Raw genomic sequence first — 15,328 nt, forward strand, 5'->3', positions numbered from 1 at the left:
CACGCCGCTGTGGTGGAACTGCCGTGTCGTGGACGCTCCCGGGACGGGCGTCCGTGGACCGTGGACCCCGTTCCGGGCGGGCACCCTACTCGGTGGGTGCCCGCCCGCGGCAGGTCCGCTGCCGGTGGGCCTCCCTTACGGGCGGTCCCCGAAGACCGTGCGGTGCCAGTCCTTCCTTGCGACCGCGGTGTTGTCGTACATCACGTGCTTGACCTGGGTGTACTCCTCGAAGGAGTAGGCCGACATGTCCTTGCCGAAGCCGGACGCCTTGGCGCCGCCGTGCGGCATCTCGCTGAGGATCGGGATGTGGTCGTTGACCCACACGCAGCCCGCCTTGATCTCGCGGGTGGCGCGGCCGGTGCGGTAGACGTCCCGGCTCCAGGCGGAGGCGGCCAGTCCGTAGGGGGTGTCGTTGGCGAGGGCGATGCCCTCGTCGTCGGTGTCGAAGGGCAGCACGACCAGCACCGGCCCGAAGATCTCGGACTGCACGATCTCGCTGTCCTGGGCGGCGCCCGCGATCAGCGTGGGCCGGTAGTACGCGCCCGCGGCCAGCGTCCCCTGGGGGGCCTCGCCGCCCGTGACGACGGTGGCGTAGCCCCGCGCCCGGTCGACGAACCCGGCGACCCGGTCGCGCTGTGCGTGCGAGATCAGCGGACCGAGGTCGGTGGACGGGTCGAAGGGGTCGCCGAGCCGTACGGTCGCCATCAGGTCGGCGACGCCGCTGACGAAGGCGTCGTAGAGCGGGCGCTGGACGTAGGCGCGGGTGGCGGCGGTGCAGTCCTGGCCGGTGTTGATCAGCGAGCCGGCCACCGCTCCGTGCACGGCGGCCTCCAGGTCCGCGTCGTCGAAGACGACGAACGGGGCCTTGCCGCCGAGTTCGAGGTGCAGCCGCTTGACGGTGCCGGTGGCGATCTCGGCGACCCGCTTGCCGACGCCGGTCGAGCCGGTGAAGGAGGTCATCGCGACGCCGGGGTGGCCCACGAGGTGCTCGCCCGCGTCCCGGCCCGCCCCGGAGACGATGTTGATGACGCCGTCGGGGAGCCCGGCGCGCTGTGCGGCCTGCGCGAAGAGCAGCGAGGTCAGCGGGGTGATCTCGGCGGGCTTGAGGACGATGGTGTTGCCCGCGGCGATGGCCGGCAGCACCTTCCACGCGGCCATCTGGAGCGGATAGTTCCAGGGTGCGATGGAGCCGACGACGCCGATGGGCTCGCGACGGATGTGGGAGGTGTGGTCCGGGCTGTACTCAGCGGTCGCCTTGCCCTCCAGGTGGCGGGCGGCGCCGGCGAAGAACGCGGCGTTGTCGACCGAACCCGGCACATCGAACTCGTTGCTGAGCTTGATCGGCTTTCCGCAGTTCAGCGACTCCGCGTAGGCGAGGTCGTCGGCGTCCTCGGCGAGCGCGGCGGCGAAGCGGTGCATCGCGTCGGAGCGCTCGCCGGGCGTCGCGCCGCCCCATTCGGTGAACGCCCGCTGCGCGGCCTCGACGGCGGCGTCCACATCCGCGGTACCGGCGAGTTCGTAGGAGTACACCTCCCGGCCGGTCGCCGGGTCCACGACGCTCTGGCTACGGCCGGAGGTGCCGCCGCGGAGGCCGCCCGCGATGAATTGGGCGCCCTCGGCAAATCGCTCGGTGACATCGAATCGCTGGTGGTCCATGGTGCTCTCCTCCGCCGGGCGCCGGGGCCGCTCAGCGGCACTGCCAGGCGTAGCTATTTCCGGAATCGATGGCTGATCTTGACAGAGTAGGAGGTGCGCAACAAGGGATTCCGTTGTTGCCTTTTGGTTACGCGACGGATTCTGCGTTTCAGCGGTCAAAGCCCCCGACACGTTGTCGGTGCCTGCTGACAAAATCCCGGCATGCTGCACGACACCACGGGGATCTTCACCGAAAGCACCACCCGGACCGCCGCCGACGAGCCGCGGACGGTCGAGGAATTGATCAGCGCGACGGCGAGCCGCGAACGCGTCAAATATCTCCACTTCTGGGGCCATACCCCCCGGCGGGACGGCTCGCTCGGCGCCTCCTGCCTCAGCCAGTGGTGGCCCGCGCCCTTCACCGTCGACGGCGTCGCCTATGCCACCGCCGAACACTGGATGATGGCCGGCAAGGCGCGGCTGTTCGGGGACGCGGAAGCGGAGCGGCGTGCAATAGCCGCGGGGCACCCCAAGCAGGCCAAGGATGCGGGGCGCGCGGTCCGCGGTTTCGACGAGGAGATCTGGCGGCAGCACCGCTTCGCGCTGGTGGTCGAGGGCAGTGTGCACAAATTCGGCCAGGACGCCGCCCTGCGGGAATTCCTGCTGGGCACGAATTCCCGGGTGCTGGTGGAGGCGAGCCCGCTGGATCGCGTCTGGGGCATCGGTCTGGCCGCCGACGACGAGCGTGCGGAGGACCCGGCGCGGTGGCGGGGGCTGAATCTGCTGGGCTTCGCGCTGATGGAGGCCCGCGAGCGGCTGGCCGAGGAACCGTCCCGGTAAAGCCGTCCGGCGCCGCTGGTCGAGGGCGTGTGCGGCTAGACGGAAGCGCTCCCGGGCGGCGGGGCGGCATCGCGAGGCCCGGCCGGGGCGGCTTCGTAGGTGTCCGAGTAGCCACCGTCCTGACCTCCGCTACCGCCCCCCGGGCCCTCGTCCCGCGGATGGCTCGCCCCGATCAGGGCGAGGGCGATCACGACGGCGCTGATCAGCAGGGCGACCCCGCCCAGGATCAGCCCGGCGAGCGCCATCCCGCCGTTGGTCGCCTCACCACGGGTCGCCTTGGCGCGGCCCAGGGCCCCGAAGACGATCGCCAGGACGCCGAGGACGATGCCGAAGATGATGCTGATCCCGAGGAGCGCTCCGACGATGCCGACGACGAGCGCGGCGGTGCCGAACCCGTTGCTGGGCCGCAGGGGCTGCCAGGTCGAGTAGCCCATCACCGGGGGGTAGGCGACGTAACCGCCGGGGGCCGACTGACCGGGTCCGTATGCCGACGCCCCGTACGCGGGTGCTCCGTACGCCGGCGCTCCCTGAGCAGGCGTGCCGTACGCGGGCGCCCCGTGAGCAGGCGCACTGTACGCAAACGCCCCTTGCCTCCGCTCTCCGTAGCCTCCCGAAGACGGCGGGGAGGACGGGGACGACGGGTCCGCAGGGACGGACGGGGCCTGCGGACCCTGCTGCACCTGAGGAGCCTGCGCGGCCCGAGGAGCCTGAGGGGCCGCCCAACCCGCCATCGGATCGGCCCCGTTGGCGAGCGGGCTGCGGTCCGCCGGCGGCGCCCACGGGTCCCCCGGCTCGGGCTGCCTGCTGTCGGCCATCGCACTCCCCTTTGGTTGTCCGGCTCATGCTAAGACCTGCACCGGGCTCGTCCCCCGGGCCCCGCATACGATTGGCCATCCGTTCCGCACCGTCGCGCGCACCCTTGACCAGGAGGATCCGTTGTCCGATCTCGATGCATTCATCGCGGGCCTGCCCAAGGCGGAGCTGCATGTCCACCACGTCGGCTCCGCGTCACCGCGGATCGTCTCCGAACTCGCCGCCCGGCACCCGGACTCGGCCGTCCCCACCGACCCCGAAGCGCTCGCCGACTACTTCACCTTCCGCGACTTCGCGCACTTCATCGAGGTCTATCTCTCCGTCGTCGACCTGATCCGCGACGCCGAGGACGTCCGGCTGCTGACCTACGAGGTCGCCCGGGACATGGCGCGGCAGAACATCCGCTACGCCGAGCTGACCATGACGCCGTTCAGCTCGACCCGGCGCGGCATCCCCGACGCCGCATTCGTCGAGGCCATCGAGGACGCCCGGAAGTCCGCCGAGTCCGAGCTGGGAGTGGTACTGCGGTGGTGCTTCGACATCCCCGGCGAGGCGGGTCTGGAGGCCGCGGAGGAGACCGCCAGGATCGCCTGCGACCTGCAGCCCGAGGGCCTGGTCTCGTTCGGTCTGGGCGGGCCGGAGATCGGTGTGCCCCGCCCGCAGTTCGCACCGTACTTCGACCGGGCGATCGCGGCGGGCCTGCATTCCGTGCCGCACGCCGGGGAGACCACCGGCCCCGGCACCATCTGGGACGCGCTCACCTCGCTCCGCGCCGAACGCATCGGCCACGGCACCAGCGCCACCCAGGACCCCGAGCTGCTGGCGCACCTCGCCGAGCACCGCATCCCCCTGGAGGTCTGCCCCACCTCCAACATCGCGACCCGGGCCGTGCGGACGCTGGAGGAGCACCCGGTCAAGGAGATGGTCGACGCGGGCGTGCTGGTCACGATCAACAGTGACGACCCGCCGATGTTCGGTACCGACCTCAACACCGAATACGGCGTCGCCGCCCGTCTGTTGGGCCTGGGCACCGACGGGCTGGCCGACCTCGCCAAGAACGCCGTCACGGCCTCCTTCATGGACGCGCCGGCCAAGGCGAAGCTGGCCGCCGAGATCGAGGCGTACGCGAAGTCCTGGACCGTGTGAAACCCGTGGCCGGGGGCGGCGACGGGCCCGCCCACCGGCCGCGGACCGCACGATCCCGGCGCGCGCCGACCCGGTGCCTCCGCACCTGCGCCCGCTGCGCGCCGCCTACTCCACCCGCCAGGGCACTCCGAGCCCGTCGGGAAACCCGGCGGTGAACTGACGTACCGCCCATCGCGCGGCCGCCGCGTCCACCAGTTCCTCCGGCGGGAAGTACGCCCCTTGGCCGCCGCAGACCAGCCAGATCGCCCGGTCCTCGGGGTGCAGCTGCCGGGGGTCCTCCTCCAGGCGCCGGGCGGCTCCGCCGCCGAGGTGCGCCCGGCCCCACCCGCGGTCCGTGGCGGTCCGCTCCTCCGCCGCCCGGCACAGCTGCAGCAGTGTGCCGTCGTCGCACTCACCGGTGACCAGGAAGTCCGTCGGGCCGCCGCTGACCGTCAGGCATCCGCCGCCGTCTTCCCAGCGGTCGAGCGAGAGTTCCGTGCAGACCTCGCCGTCCAGCTCCGCCAGCGCCGCCTCCAGGGCGGCGCCGTCCGGCTGCCGGAGCATCCGCGACCGGCAGACTCCCGCCTCCCAGCGGCTGACCGCGGCCTTCATCCCGTCCACCGCGGTGCGTGGTAGCGCGCACCGCGGGAGGCGGTGGTTCGGCTGCCGTGGGCGGTAGGGGCGGCGGTCCGGCCGGGCGCGGTACGGATCGGGGGGCGGCTCATGGGGGGAGCATACGGTCGCCCCGCCCTGACCTGCCCCCTTCCAGCCACCCGGCTTGTTCGTCAGCGCCCGGCACCCGCTCATATGACATGAGTTGACGATCGTGCCGGGCCTCCGCTCAGGCCGCTCCGGCGGGCGTCGTCACCCGCCGGGCCACCGCGTGCGAGACCACCGTGGCCGCCCCGGCGACCGCGAGCCCGCCCAGTGCACGCCGCACGGTAACGGGAGTGCGGATCCCGGCCCGCCGGAGCCGTCCGCGTGCCCACAGGGCGAAGGGGATCACGATGACCGGGGAGGTGGCGGACCCGGGGGTGTAGCCGCGGGCGGCCGCCGCCTGCGCGAGGTGCACGAGGCCGTGCAGCCCGAAGCCGTCCAGAGCGCCCTGGAAGAACGCGGACCGGCCGCCGGTGCGCAGGCCCTCGGCCGACGCGGCCGCGACGATGACCCCCATCACGCCCACCGCGACGGCGAACTCCCGCTCGTCGACGCTCTCCATGGCCTGCCAGACCCGCTCCGGCACCCGCGGGAAGCGGGTCCTGAGGGCGGGGACGTTCTCCCGGATCCAGCGTGGCCCGAAGGCCACCTCCTCGGCGTCGTGCAGCGCCCAGGCGGCGAACAGCCCGACGGTGACCAGAGGCGATATCTCGTGCGAAGGCTTCGGCAGGGACAGTGATCTCGACATGAACAGCAATTCTGGCACGCCTATTTGACGCCCCTTCAGGCCGTCCCCCTCACAGCCCGACGATCGCGTTCCATTCCTTGGCGAAGGTGATCCGCTCCTTCGAGGTGATGTCACGGGCGATGGCCAGCCGCTTGCGCATCGCGTCGTCGGGAAAGATCAGCGGGTCCTCGGCGAGGGCGGCGCGCTCCTTGTCCTTGGACGAGGCGAGGACATCGCGTGCGGCCGGCACGGGGCAGACGTAGTTGACCCAGGCCGCGAGGTCCGCGGCGACCTCCGGCCGGTAGTAGTGGTCGATCAGCTGCTCGGCGTTGCGCTTGTGGTCGGCGAGGTCGGGAATCATCAGGCTCTCCGACCACAGCTCGGCGCCCTCCTGCGGCACCACGAACTCGATGTCGGGGTTGTCCGCCTGGAGTTGGATGACGTCGCCGGAGTAGGCCTGCGCGGCGAGCACATCGCCGGAGTCCAGGTCCTTGATGTAGTCGTTGCCGGTGAAGCGCCGTATGTGTCCCTTGTGGACGAGGCGGCCCACCCGGTCGGTCATCCGGTGGAAGTCCTCGGCGGTCCAGCGGGTGATGTCCACGCCGTCGCCCTGCATGAGCATCGCGAAGGCCTCGTCGAGTCCGGCGAGCAGGGTGACCCGGCCGCGCAGATCGTCCTTCCACAGGTCGGCGGTGTGCTTGATCTCCCGGCCGAGTTTCCTGCGGTCGTAGGCGATGCCGGTGATCCCGGACTGCCAGGGCACGGAGTGCTTCCGGCCGGGGTCGAAGTGCGGGGAGCGCAGCAGCGGGTCGAGGTGCTCGGCGACGTGCGGCTGGGCCGCCCGGTCCATTTCCTGGACCCATCCCAGGCGGACGAACCGGGCGCACATCCAGTCGCTGATGACGATCAGATCGCGTCCGGTGCGCTGGTGGTTCATCAGCGCCGGGCTGATCTTCCCGAAGAACTCGTCGTTGTCGTTGATCTCCTCGGTGTACGTGACGGAGATCCCGGTGCGCCTGCGGAAGGTCTCCAGGGTCGGCCGGAGCTGTGTGTCGCGGTCGTCGACGTCGATGTAGAGCGGCCAGTTGGCGAAGGTGAGCTTCCGGTCCCGCGCCGAGCGGTCCCGGCCCGCGCGCGCCCCCGCCTCGATGTACGCGGGCGGCACCCCGCATCCGGCCATGGCGCCCAGCGCTCCGGTCACACCGATGGTGCCCATGCCTCTTAGCAGCGAACGCCGCGAAAGATCAGCCATGGTGAGCACTCTCACGCGACGCGGGCGGAGGCGGCAAGAGACAGATCGTCAACTGCCGGGCCTCCGCCCGCGACGGTGTGTCGAGCGGTCCGTGCCGCTCGACGGTGCGGATCCCCCTGGATCCTGCCGGATCAGCCGTCCAGCGAGGTCATCACGTGCTTGATGCGGGTGTAGTCGTCGAAGCCGTAGGCCGAAAGGTCCTTGCCGTAACCGGACTTCTTGAATCCGCCGTGCGGCATCTCGGCGACCAGCGGGATGTGGGTGTTGATCCACACACAGCCGAAGTCCAGGCTCTTGGACATCCGCATCGCCCGCGCGTGGTCCTTGGTCCACACCGAGGACGCCAGGGCGTACTCGATGTCGTTGGCCCAGGTCAGCGCCTGCGCCTCGTCCGAGAACGACTGGACGGTGATGACCGGGCCGAAGACCTCGTGCTGGATGATCTCGTCGTCCTGCTTCAGACCCGAGACGACGGTCGGGGCGAAGAAGTAGCCCTTGTCGCCGACCTGGTGGCCACCGGCCTCGATCTTGGCGTGCGCGGGCAGCCGGTCGATGAAGCCCTTGACCTGCTTCAGCTGGTTGGCGTTGTTGAGCGGGCCGAAGAGCACGTCCTCGTCGTCGACCGCGCCGGTCTTGGTCTCCGCGGCGGCCTTGGCCAGCGCGGCGACGAACTCGTCGTGGACGGAGTCCTGGACGAGCACGCGGGTCGCGGCCGTACAGTCCTGGCCGGCGTTGAAGTAGCCGGCGACGCTGATGTCCTCGACGGCCTTGGCGATGTCGGTGTCCTCGAAGACCACGACCGGCGCCTTGCCGCCCAGCTCCAGGTGGACCCGCTTGAGGTCCTTGGAGGCCGACTCGGCGACCTGCATACCGGCGCGCACCGAGCCGGTGATGGAGGCCATGGCCGGGACGGGGTGCTCGACCATCAGGCGGCCGGTCTCACGGTCGCCGCAGACGACGTTGAACACACCGCGGGGGTGGCCCAGTTCGTCCAGCACGCTGCCGATGATCTCGCCGATCAGCACCGTCGAGGCCGGGGTGGTGTCGGACGGCTTGATGACGACGGTGTTGCCCGCCGCCAGCGCCGGGGCGAACTTCCACACGGCCATCATCATCGGGTAGTTCCACGGCGCGACCTGCGCGCAGACGCCGATCGGCTCGCGCCGGATGATGGAGGTGAAGCCGTCCATGTACTCGCCCGACGAGCGGCCTTCCAGCATCCGGGCGGCACCCGCGAAGAAGCGGATCTGGTCCACCATCGGCGGGATTTCCTCGGAGCGTACGAGCGCGATCGGCTTGCCGCAGTTCTCGGACTCGGCGGCGATCAGCTCCTCCGCCCGCTCCTCGAAGCGGTCGGCGACCTTGAGCAGTACCTTCTGGCGCTCGGCCGGGATCAGGTCACGCCAGGCGGGGAAGGCGGCCTCGGCGGCGGCCATGGCCGCGTCGACGTCCACCGCCGCAGAGAGAGGCGCGGTGGCGTACGCGTCACCCGTCGCCGGGTTGACCACCTCGGTGGTCCGCCCGTCGGCGGCGTCCCGGAACTCCCCGTCGATGTAGTTGCGCAGACGACGCAGTGAGGTGGTCACTGTGCGCCCCCTTCAGTCAGATGTCCGGTGGTTGAGACACCCACCCTAGCCATGGATCCGACGTTTTCAACACACCCGCCACCCCCGAACAACGGAATCAGTGCAATTTCGATCGCGGGACAACTGATTTCATCGGTTTGGGGTTGCCATACAGACGAGGCTCGTGCACAGTGAGGGCCGTGGCCACTCGTGACAGAAACGGCACCCCGTCGATCGACTCCGTCTCCCTGGCGATCATCGAGCAGCTCCAGGAGGACGGGCGCCGTCCGTACGCCGCGATCGGCAAGGCCGTCGGCCTCTCCGAGGCGGCGGTACGCCAACGCGTACAGAAACTGCTCGACCAAGGCGTGATGCAGATCGTCGCGGTCACCGACCCCCTCACGGTCGGTTTCCGACGGCAGGCAATGGTCGGCATCAACGTCGAGGGCGACCTCGATCCCGTGGCCGACGCCCTGACGACCATGGAAGAGGTGGAATACGTCGTCATGACCGCAGGCAGCTTCGATCTCCTCATCGAGATCGTCTGCGAGGACGACGACCACCTCCTCGAAATGATCAACAAGCGAATCCGCACGCTGCCCGGCGTCCGGACGACCGAGAGCTTCGTTTACCTCAAGCTCCGGAAGCAGACCTACACCTGGGGAACGAGATAGACATGAGCGCCGACCTCTCCAAGACGGCATACGACCACCTGTGGATGCACTTCACCCGCATGTCGTCGTACGAGAATGCCCCCGTGCCCACGATCGTGCGCGGCGAGGGCACCAACATCTACGACGACAAGGGCAAGCGCTACATCGACGGCCTTGCCGGCCTCTTCGTGGTCAACGCCGGCCACGGACGGGTGGAGCTCGCCGAGACCGCCTACAAGCAGGCGCAGGAACTGGCCTTCTTCCCCATCTGGTCCTACGCGCACCCCAAGGCCGTCGAGCTCGCCGAGCGCCTGGCCAACGAGGCCCCCGGCGACCTGAACAAGGTCTTCTTCACCACCGGTGGCGGCGAGGCCGTCGAGACCGCCTGGAAGCTGGCCAAGCAGTACTTCAAGCTCACCGGCAAGCCGATGAAGCACAAGGTGATCTCCCGCGCGGTGGCCTACCACGGCACCCCGCAGGGCGCCCTGTCCATCACCGGTCTGCCGGCCCTGAAGGCCCCCTTCGAGCCGCTGGTCCCCGGCGCGCACAAGGTGCCGAACACCAACATCTACCGCGCCCCGATCCACGGCGACGACCCCGAGGCCTTCGGCCGCTGGGCCGCCGACCAGATCGAGCAGCAGATCCTCTTCGAGGGCCCCGAGACCGTGGCGGCCGTCTTCCTGGAGCCGGTACAGAACGCCGGTGGCTGCTTCCCGCCGCCGCCCGGCTACTTCCAGCGGGTCCGCGAGATCTGCGACGAGTACGACGTGCTCCTCGTCTCCGACGAGACGATCTGCGCCTTCGGCCGCCTCGGCACGACCTTCGCCTGTGACAAGTTCGGCTACGTGCCCGACATGATCACCTGCGCCAAGGGCATGACCTCGGGCTACTCCCCGATCGGTGCCTGCATCGTCTCCGACCGCCTGGCCGAGCCGTTCTACAAGGGTGACAACACCTTCCTGCACGGCTACACCTTCGGTGGCCACCCGGTCTCCGCGGCGGTCGGTGTCGCCAACCTCGACATCTTCGAGCGCGAGGGCCTCAACAAGCACGTCCTCGACAACGAGGGCGCCTTCAAGGCCACCCTGGAGAAGCTGCACGACCTGCCGATCGTCGGCGACGTCCGCGGCAACGGCTTCTTCTACGGCATCGAGCTCGTCAAGGACAAGGTCACCAAGGAGTCCTTCACGGACGAGGAGACCGAGCGCGTCCTGTACGGCTTCCTCTCCAAGGCGCTGTACGACAACGGTCTGTACTGCCGCGCCGACGACCGTGGCGACCCGGTGATCCAGCTCGCCCCGCCGCTGATCGCCGACCAGTCGGTCTTCGACGAGATCGAGCAGATCCTGCGCACGGTGCTCACCGAGGCGTGGACCAAGCTCTGACCGTCGCGCCGGCGCACGGTTCGATAGCGCACAACTGAATAAGCACGGCTCGGATTCACTCAATTAAAGCCATACGAGTGAATTCGAGCCGTTCTGCGTGCCCAGGGACGATTGCGAGGGGTCACCACTACTTACCGTGCCAGTGACCGATACCCTCCATGGTCGTTCACCCGGACAGGGGAACGAGTCGACGCGAACAAGCAAGAGGTGCGCAGATGGTGGCCCCGCCTGACAACGACGTTCTCTGGGCCCGCGGCCTGCACCACGGCTACCGCGGCACCACCGCCCTCGCCGGAGTCTCCCTCGGCGTGGGTGAGGGCGAGATCCTCGCCGTGACCGGACCACGCGGATGCGGCAAGACCACTCTCCTGAAGTGCCTCTCCGGTCAACTCCGCCCCGCCGAGGGCGAGGTGTGGTTCAACGGCTCCCCCATCCACTCGCTCTCCTCGCTCAGCCGCGAACGGCTCCGCCTGGACCGGTTCGGCTGGATCGACACCGAACCGCATCTCGTCCCCGAGCTCACCGCGTGGGAGAACGCCGCCCTGCCGCTGCTGCTCCGCGGGGCCGGCCACCGCAGCGCCAAGCACGCCGCCCTCGAATGGCTGGACCGCCTCGACGTCGGCATGTGCGCCCGCCGCCGCCCCTCCCAGCTCGACCAGTCACAACGCCAGCGCGTCGCCATCGCCCGCGCGCTGAGCACCACGCCCCACGTGCTGTTCGCCGACGAGCCGACCGCCCCGCTGCACCAGTCGGACGGCACCCAGGTCCTGCGCACCCTCACCACCGCCGCCCGCTCGCACCAGATCACCGTCCTGCTGGCGACGCACGACCCCGAGACGGCCACCCTCGCCGACCGGTCCTTCGCACTCCTCGACGGCCACCGGGCGGACGAGTCCCCGGCCGCCACCGGCTCCTCCGACGAGGAAAGCAGGGCAGCGTGCTCGCTCTCCGTCTAGCGCGCGGCTCCCGCCCGCTCGTCCAGCTGCGCCGCCTCCTGGTGGCCGCCGCCGCGGCCGGTACGGGCTTCCTCCTGCTGGCCACCGTCGGCCACGCCGCGGGCCATCCGACGACCGCCGGCGACTCGCTGGTACGGCTGCTGTGGTGCGCCGCCCCGCTGGCCGCCACCGCGCAGCTCGCGGTGTCGGTGGCCCGCTCGGACCCTGCCGCCCGCCTCCAGCGCGGCATGGCCGCCGCCGGGCTCGGGCCGTTCCGGCTCACCCTGATCGCCGCGTCCGCGACCGCGCTCACCTGCCTGCTCGGCGTCCTGGTGTCGCTGGTCGTCTTCTTCCGGCTCCGCGGCGACCTCGGCGGTTCGCCGACCACCGCCCTCGACGCCGACCTGCTGGGCGCCGGCCACCCGGTGCCCTTCCTCGGGGCGCTGATGCTGCTGGCGCTCGTTCCGCTGACCGCGGCCGGCGCGACCGCCTTCTCGCTCCGCCCCCGCGCCGGCGGCGACCCCCGCCACGGCGATCACCGCCCCCGGGTGGACACCCCGACCGCGCTCCCGTGGGGCATCGCGCTGACGGCGGCGGGCCTGGCGATCGAGGCGTACGCCAGCCGCGGCGCCATCCCGCCCGGCGGGCTGCTGCCGCTCCCCGGCCGGCTGATCGGCAGCCCCCCGGGCGTGCTGGCCGGCTGGGCGCTGTCGGCCTGCGGCCTGGTGCTGTCGGGTCCCGGTCTGGTGCACGTCTGCGGCCGGATGCTGTGCTCGGGCCGGCCCGGCAGCCTGCGTCTGCTGTCCGGCCGGGTGCTCCAGCAGGAGTCGCAGCGCATCGGTCGCCCCCTGGGCGTGGTGTGCGCCGTCGCCTCCGGCACGTACGCCGCGGCGAAGGTGTACGAGGCCTCCCCGACCTCACCCTTCGGGCCGCTGACCGGCATCGGCGCGGTCGTCGTCCTCGCCTGCGCAACGGTCAGCGCGCTCACCGCCGCGGTCGAGTCCCGCGCCGCCCGCGCGCACACCACGGCCGCCCTGCGCCGGCTCGGCGCCCCGGCCTCCGTGCTCTACCGCGCCGCGGCACTGCGCACTTCGGCTCTGGTGATCGTGCTCGGCCCGCTGACCTGGGTCGTCGCCGAAACCGCCACGCTTCCGCTGGTCCACTGAGCCGGGCCTCGCCAAGGGCCCGGCCGAGGCGGACCGCGGCGCGGCGGCGGCCCGTCGGACGGATGCCGGCCCCGGCGTCGTAGCGGCGGCCTCCGTCCCATGGGCCGCCACCCCGGGCGCGATCACCGCCCGCCTACGATGACGGGCGTGTCCTCGAATCCAGAGTCTCCCGCGCCCCGTCATGCCCACGACCACGACATCGAGATCGAGTCCCTCGCGGAGTTCGACCGGGTCGTCGCCTCGGGAAGTCTCGCCGGATACCGCGTCCAGTCACTGGATCTGACGGACCGTGGCTTCGCGCTGCTGAGCACGGACACCGGCGACGCGGTGTTCCTCGGCTGCGTCATGGAACCGGACGCCGCCGCGAAGGTGCGCGCCGGCGGCGCCCTGGTCTTCCCACCCATACCCGGCCTGCCCTTCGATCCCTACCGCGGCACGCTCTACGGCGCGGACGAGCTCTTCGAGGGCCTTGCCGATGAGGGGTACGAGGCCACTCCCGACGCCCGCGCCTACGACTGGTACCGGCGGACCAGGTCCGACGGCGACGTCTTCGCCTCGATGCTGCGCAGCGTCCACGACGACGCCATCTCCGACGCCCTCCAGGAACAGCTCGCCGGTGCCCGCGTGGTGGGCATCATGGGCGGCCACGCGCTGGAGCGGGACTCCGCCGCCTACGCCGGCGCGGCCCGCCTGGCCCGCGAGCTCTCCCGGGGCGGCCTGACGGTGGCGACGGGCGGCGGCCCCGGCGCGATGGAGGCCGCGAACCTCGGTGCGTACGCCGCTCCCTTCGAGGACGGCATGCTCGACTCGGCGCTGGAACTGCTGGGCACGGTCCCGCACTTCACACCCTCGGTCACCGACTGGGCGCGAGCCGCCTTCGCGGTCCGCCGGAGCCGGCCGGGCGGGGGCACCTCGATCGGCATCCCCACCTGGTTCTACGGCCACGAGCCGCCGAACGCCTTCGCGTCGCACATCGCGAAGTACTTCGTCAACGCGGTGCGCGAGGACGGGCTGCTGGCGCATTCCAACGCCGGTGTGGTGTTCCTGCCGGGCGCCGCCGGCACCGTGCAGGAGATCTTCGACAACGCCACCCCCAACTTCTACGGTTCCCGGGGTGAGCCGACCCCGATGGTGCTGGTCGACCGCGAGCACTGGACCGAGCGGCTGCCCACCTGGCCGTTGCTCCAGGCGCTCGCCAAGGGGCGCCCGATGGAGTCCCGGATCGCGCTGGTGGACTCCGTGGACGAGGCGCCGGAGGCGTTGGCGAAGCTGACGGCGGCGGTTTCCTGACCGCCCCGGCCGCGGCCGGAGGCTCGCGGCCCGGCCACCTCACCCGTCCGGCCGATCTTTTGCCCGCGGAGGCAACGCACGTCCCGTATTGCACGTCTGCCTGACCAGGTGCGGAAAAGGTCGTGCAGGCAGTGGACCTGCGGGCAGCGCGCGAACGGAGTTCTTGGTGATCATCGGCCTTCTGACGGCCGTGGCGGCGTCCGCCTGCTACGGCACGGGTTCGGTCCTGCAGGCGGTGGGGTCGCGGCGGTCAGCCCGCCAGGAGGCGGCTGCCGCGTCCGGCAGCGGCGTCACGCAGCACGGCGGCCCCAGCCTCTCGTCCACCGCGAAAGCGGCCGTGACCTGGGAATTCATGGTGGGCACGGTGCTGGACTTCCTCGGCTTCGCGCTCGGGGCACTGGCCGCCCGGCTGCTGCCGCTGTTCCTGTCCCAGACCGTGATCAGCGCCAATCTGGTGATCACGGCGGTGCTCGGCATCAAGCTCCTCGGCATCAGGCTCAGCCGGGCGGAGTGGACCTCCATCGCGGTGGTCTGCTCCGCGCTGGTGCTGCTCGCCACGGCCGCGGGGTCCGAGGGCGGCGGCGACACCTCGCTCGCCACCCACTGGTGGCTGCTGGCCGCCTCCGTCGTGCTCATCGGCGGCGGCACGCTGCTGGTGCGTCTGCTCGGCAGCCGGGCCGCGATCCTCGCCGGCCTCCTCTCCGGCCTGGGCTTCGGCGCGCTCGGCGTCGGCGTCCGGGTGCTGAACGGCGTGGATCCGTTCCGGCTCTCCTCGCTCCTCGCGGACCCGGCCCTGTACGCGATCCTCGTCGCGGGCATCGGCGGCATGTACCTGCACACCGTCGCCCTGCAGATCGGTTCGGTGAACGGCGCCACGGCCGCGCTGGTCGTCGGCGAGACCGTGGTGCCCGGCATTCTGGGCGTGCTGTGGCTGGGGGACGCGTCCCGCCCGGGCTTCGCCTGGGTCGCCGTCCTCGGCTTCGTGGTGGCGGTGGCCGGCGCCGTCGCGGTCGCCTGGTTCGGGGAGCCGGAGGCCGACGCGGGCTCGCCGACCGGGGACGAGGCGGCGGGGCGGGCCGCGCTGGCGGGTGCGGGCGGTTCGCCGCAGGACGGCAGCCCCGCACGGGCGGCGGGAGCCGGGGACGGCGCGGAGGCCGGGCCCGGGCAGGACGGCCGGCCCGCTCACTCCTTGGCCGGCGACCGGACCGGCTCCGCGTAGGGATCGACGCCAGGACCGCCTCGGAGGCCCACACTCGGCCCGGACCCGAACCGGCTCGCGCCCCTC

14 protein-coding genes are annotated in these 15,328 nt (G+C 71.4%); 8 read left to right on the forward strand and 6 right to left on the reverse strand.

Annotated elements, in window-relative coordinates; translation table 11 throughout:
* Positions 1 to 135: 135 nt before the first annotated feature.
* Positions 136 to 1,656, reverse strand: coding sequence for a gamma-aminobutyraldehyde dehydrogenase (locus QOM21_RS10710; RefSeq protein WP_407549665.1), 1,521 nt, complete (start codon positions 1,654 to 1,656; stop codon positions 136 to 138).
* A gap of 201 nt (positions 1,657 to 1,857) precedes the next feature.
* Here QOM21_RS10710 and QOM21_RS10715 point away from each other — a divergent pair, with 201 nt between their 5' ends.
* Positions 1,858 to 2,475 (forward strand): NADAR family protein, encoded by a 618-nt coding sequence (locus QOM21_RS10715; RefSeq protein ID WP_407549667.1) that lies wholly within the window; start codon positions 1,858 to 1,860, stop codon positions 2,473 to 2,475.
* A gap of 35 nt (positions 2,476 to 2,510) precedes the next feature.
* Here QOM21_RS10715 and QOM21_RS10720 read toward each other — a convergent pair whose 3' ends face one another.
* Complete coding sequence (locus QOM21_RS10720; RefSeq protein WP_407549669.1) at positions 2,511 to 2,909, reverse strand: DUF4190 domain-containing protein; 399 nt, start codon at positions 2,907 to 2,909, stop codon at positions 2,511 to 2,513.
* Between the two features lie 502 nt (positions 2,910 to 3,411).
* Here QOM21_RS10720 and QOM21_RS10725 point away from each other — a divergent pair.
* On the forward strand, positions 3,412 to 4,434 hold the full coding sequence (locus QOM21_RS10725) for an adenosine deaminase (protein ID WP_407549671.1): 1,023 nt from the start codon (positions 3,412 to 3,414) through the stop codon (positions 4,432 to 4,434).
* Positions 4,435 to 4,539: 105 nt separating this feature from the next.
* On the opposite strand, the gene QOM21_RS10730 is transcribed toward QOM21_RS10725, so the two are convergent.
* The 4 genes from QOM21_RS10730 to QOM21_RS10745 form a co-directional block, all read right to left on the reverse strand.
* Positions 4,540 to 5,034, reverse strand: a complete 495-nt coding sequence (locus QOM21_RS10730; protein ID WP_407549673.1) for a hypothetical protein — start codon at positions 5,032 to 5,034, stop codon at positions 4,540 to 4,542.
* A 220-nt stretch (positions 5,035 to 5,254) separates the two neighbouring features.
* The gene (locus QOM21_RS10735) at positions 5,255 to 5,818 is read right to left on the reverse strand and encodes an HXXEE domain-containing protein (protein ID WP_407549675.1); all 564 of its coding nucleotides are present in this window, start codon (positions 5,816 to 5,818) and stop codon (positions 5,255 to 5,257) included.
* Between the two features lie 49 nt (positions 5,819 to 5,867).
* Positions 5,868 to 7,049, reverse strand: a complete 1,182-nt coding sequence (locus tag QOM21_RS10740) for a PotD/PotF family extracellular solute-binding protein (RefSeq protein WP_407549677.1) — start codon at positions 7,047 to 7,049, stop codon at positions 5,868 to 5,870.
* Positions 7,050 to 7,180: 131 nt separating this feature from the next.
* Positions 7,181 to 8,635, reverse strand: coding sequence for a gamma-aminobutyraldehyde dehydrogenase (locus QOM21_RS10745; RefSeq protein WP_407549679.1), 1,455 nt, complete (start codon positions 8,633 to 8,635; stop codon positions 7,181 to 7,183).
* Positions 8,636 to 8,814: 179 nt separating this feature from the next.
* On the opposite strand from QOM21_RS10745, the gene QOM21_RS10750 reads away from it, so the two are divergent.
* The 6 genes from QOM21_RS10750 (at position 8,815) to QOM21_RS10775 (ending at position 15,262) form a co-directional block, all read left to right on the forward strand.
* Positions 8,815 to 9,288, forward strand: a complete 474-nt coding sequence (locus tag QOM21_RS10750) for an Lrp/AsnC family transcriptional regulator (RefSeq protein ID WP_052860613.1) — start codon at positions 8,815 to 8,817, stop codon at positions 9,286 to 9,288.
* Positions 9,289 to 9,290: 2 nt separating this feature from the next.
* Positions 9,291 to 10,652 carry an aspartate aminotransferase family protein gene (locus QOM21_RS10755; protein WP_393895622.1) on the forward strand — a complete coding sequence of 454 codons (1,362 nt, stop codon included), beginning with the start codon at positions 9,291 to 9,293 and terminating at the stop codon, positions 10,650 to 10,652.
* Between the two features lie 215 nt (positions 10,653 to 10,867).
* A complete protein-coding gene (locus QOM21_RS10760; protein ID WP_407549681.1) occupies positions 10,868 to 11,608 on the forward strand; it encodes an ABC transporter ATP-binding protein in 741 nt (246 codons plus the stop codon).
* Complete coding sequence (locus QOM21_RS10765; RefSeq protein WP_407549684.1) at positions 11,590 to 12,753, forward strand: hypothetical protein; 1,164 nt, start codon at positions 11,590 to 11,592, stop codon at positions 12,751 to 12,753. Before QOM21_RS10760 ends, QOM21_RS10765 begins: the two co-directional genes overlap by 19 nt.
* A 138-nt stretch (positions 12,754 to 12,891) precedes the next feature.
* The gene (locus QOM21_RS10770; protein ID WP_407549686.1) at positions 12,892 to 14,043 is read left to right on the forward strand and encodes an LOG family protein; all 1,152 of its coding nucleotides are present in this window, start codon (positions 12,892 to 12,894) and stop codon (positions 14,041 to 14,043) included.
* 166 nt (positions 14,044 to 14,209) lie between these two features.
* The gene (locus QOM21_RS10775; protein ID WP_407549687.1) at positions 14,210 to 15,262 is read left to right on the forward strand and encodes a hypothetical protein; all 1,053 of its coding nucleotides are present in this window, start codon (positions 14,210 to 14,212) and stop codon (positions 15,260 to 15,262) included.
* Positions 15,263 to 15,328 lie beyond the last annotated feature (66 nt).

It is taken from the genome of Streptomyces sp. Pv4-95 (genome assembly GCF_045782725.1).
GTDB lineage: Bacteria > Actinomycetota > Actinomycetes > Streptomycetales > Streptomycetaceae > Streptomyces.

What these genes read in the sequence shown, in the direction of transcription:
- QOM21_RS10710 (WP_407549665.1), bottom strand. Translation starts at nt 1,656, where the DNA reads ATGGACCACCAGCGATTCGATGTCACCGAGCGATTTGCCGAGGGCGCC.
- QOM21_RS10715 (WP_407549667.1), top strand. Translation starts at nt 1,858, where the DNA reads ATGCTGCACGACACCACGGGGATCTTCACCGAAAGCACCACCCGGACC.
- QOM21_RS10720 (WP_407549669.1), bottom strand. Translation starts at nt 2,909, where the DNA reads ATGGGCTACTCGACCTGGCAGCCCCTGCGGCCCAGCAACGGGTTCGGC.
- QOM21_RS10735 (WP_407549675.1), bottom strand. Translation starts at nt 5,818, where the DNA reads ATGTCGAGATCACTGTCCCTGCCGAAGCCTTCGCACGAGATATCGCCT.
- QOM21_RS10740 (WP_407549677.1), bottom strand. Translation starts at nt 7,049, where the DNA reads ATGGCTGATCTTTCGCGGCGTTCGCTGCTAAGAGGCATGGGCACCATC.
- QOM21_RS10755 (WP_393895622.1), top strand. Translation starts at nt 9,291, where the DNA reads ATGAGCGCCGACCTCTCCAAGACGGCATACGACCACCTGTGGATGCAC.
- QOM21_RS10760 (WP_407549681.1), top strand. Translation starts at nt 10,868, where the DNA reads ATGGTGGCCCCGCCTGACAACGACGTTCTCTGGGCCCGCGGCCTGCAC.
- QOM21_RS10770 (WP_407549686.1), top strand. Translation starts at nt 12,892, where the DNA reads ATGACGGGCGTGTCCTCGAATCCAGAGTCTCCCGCGCCCCGTCATGCC.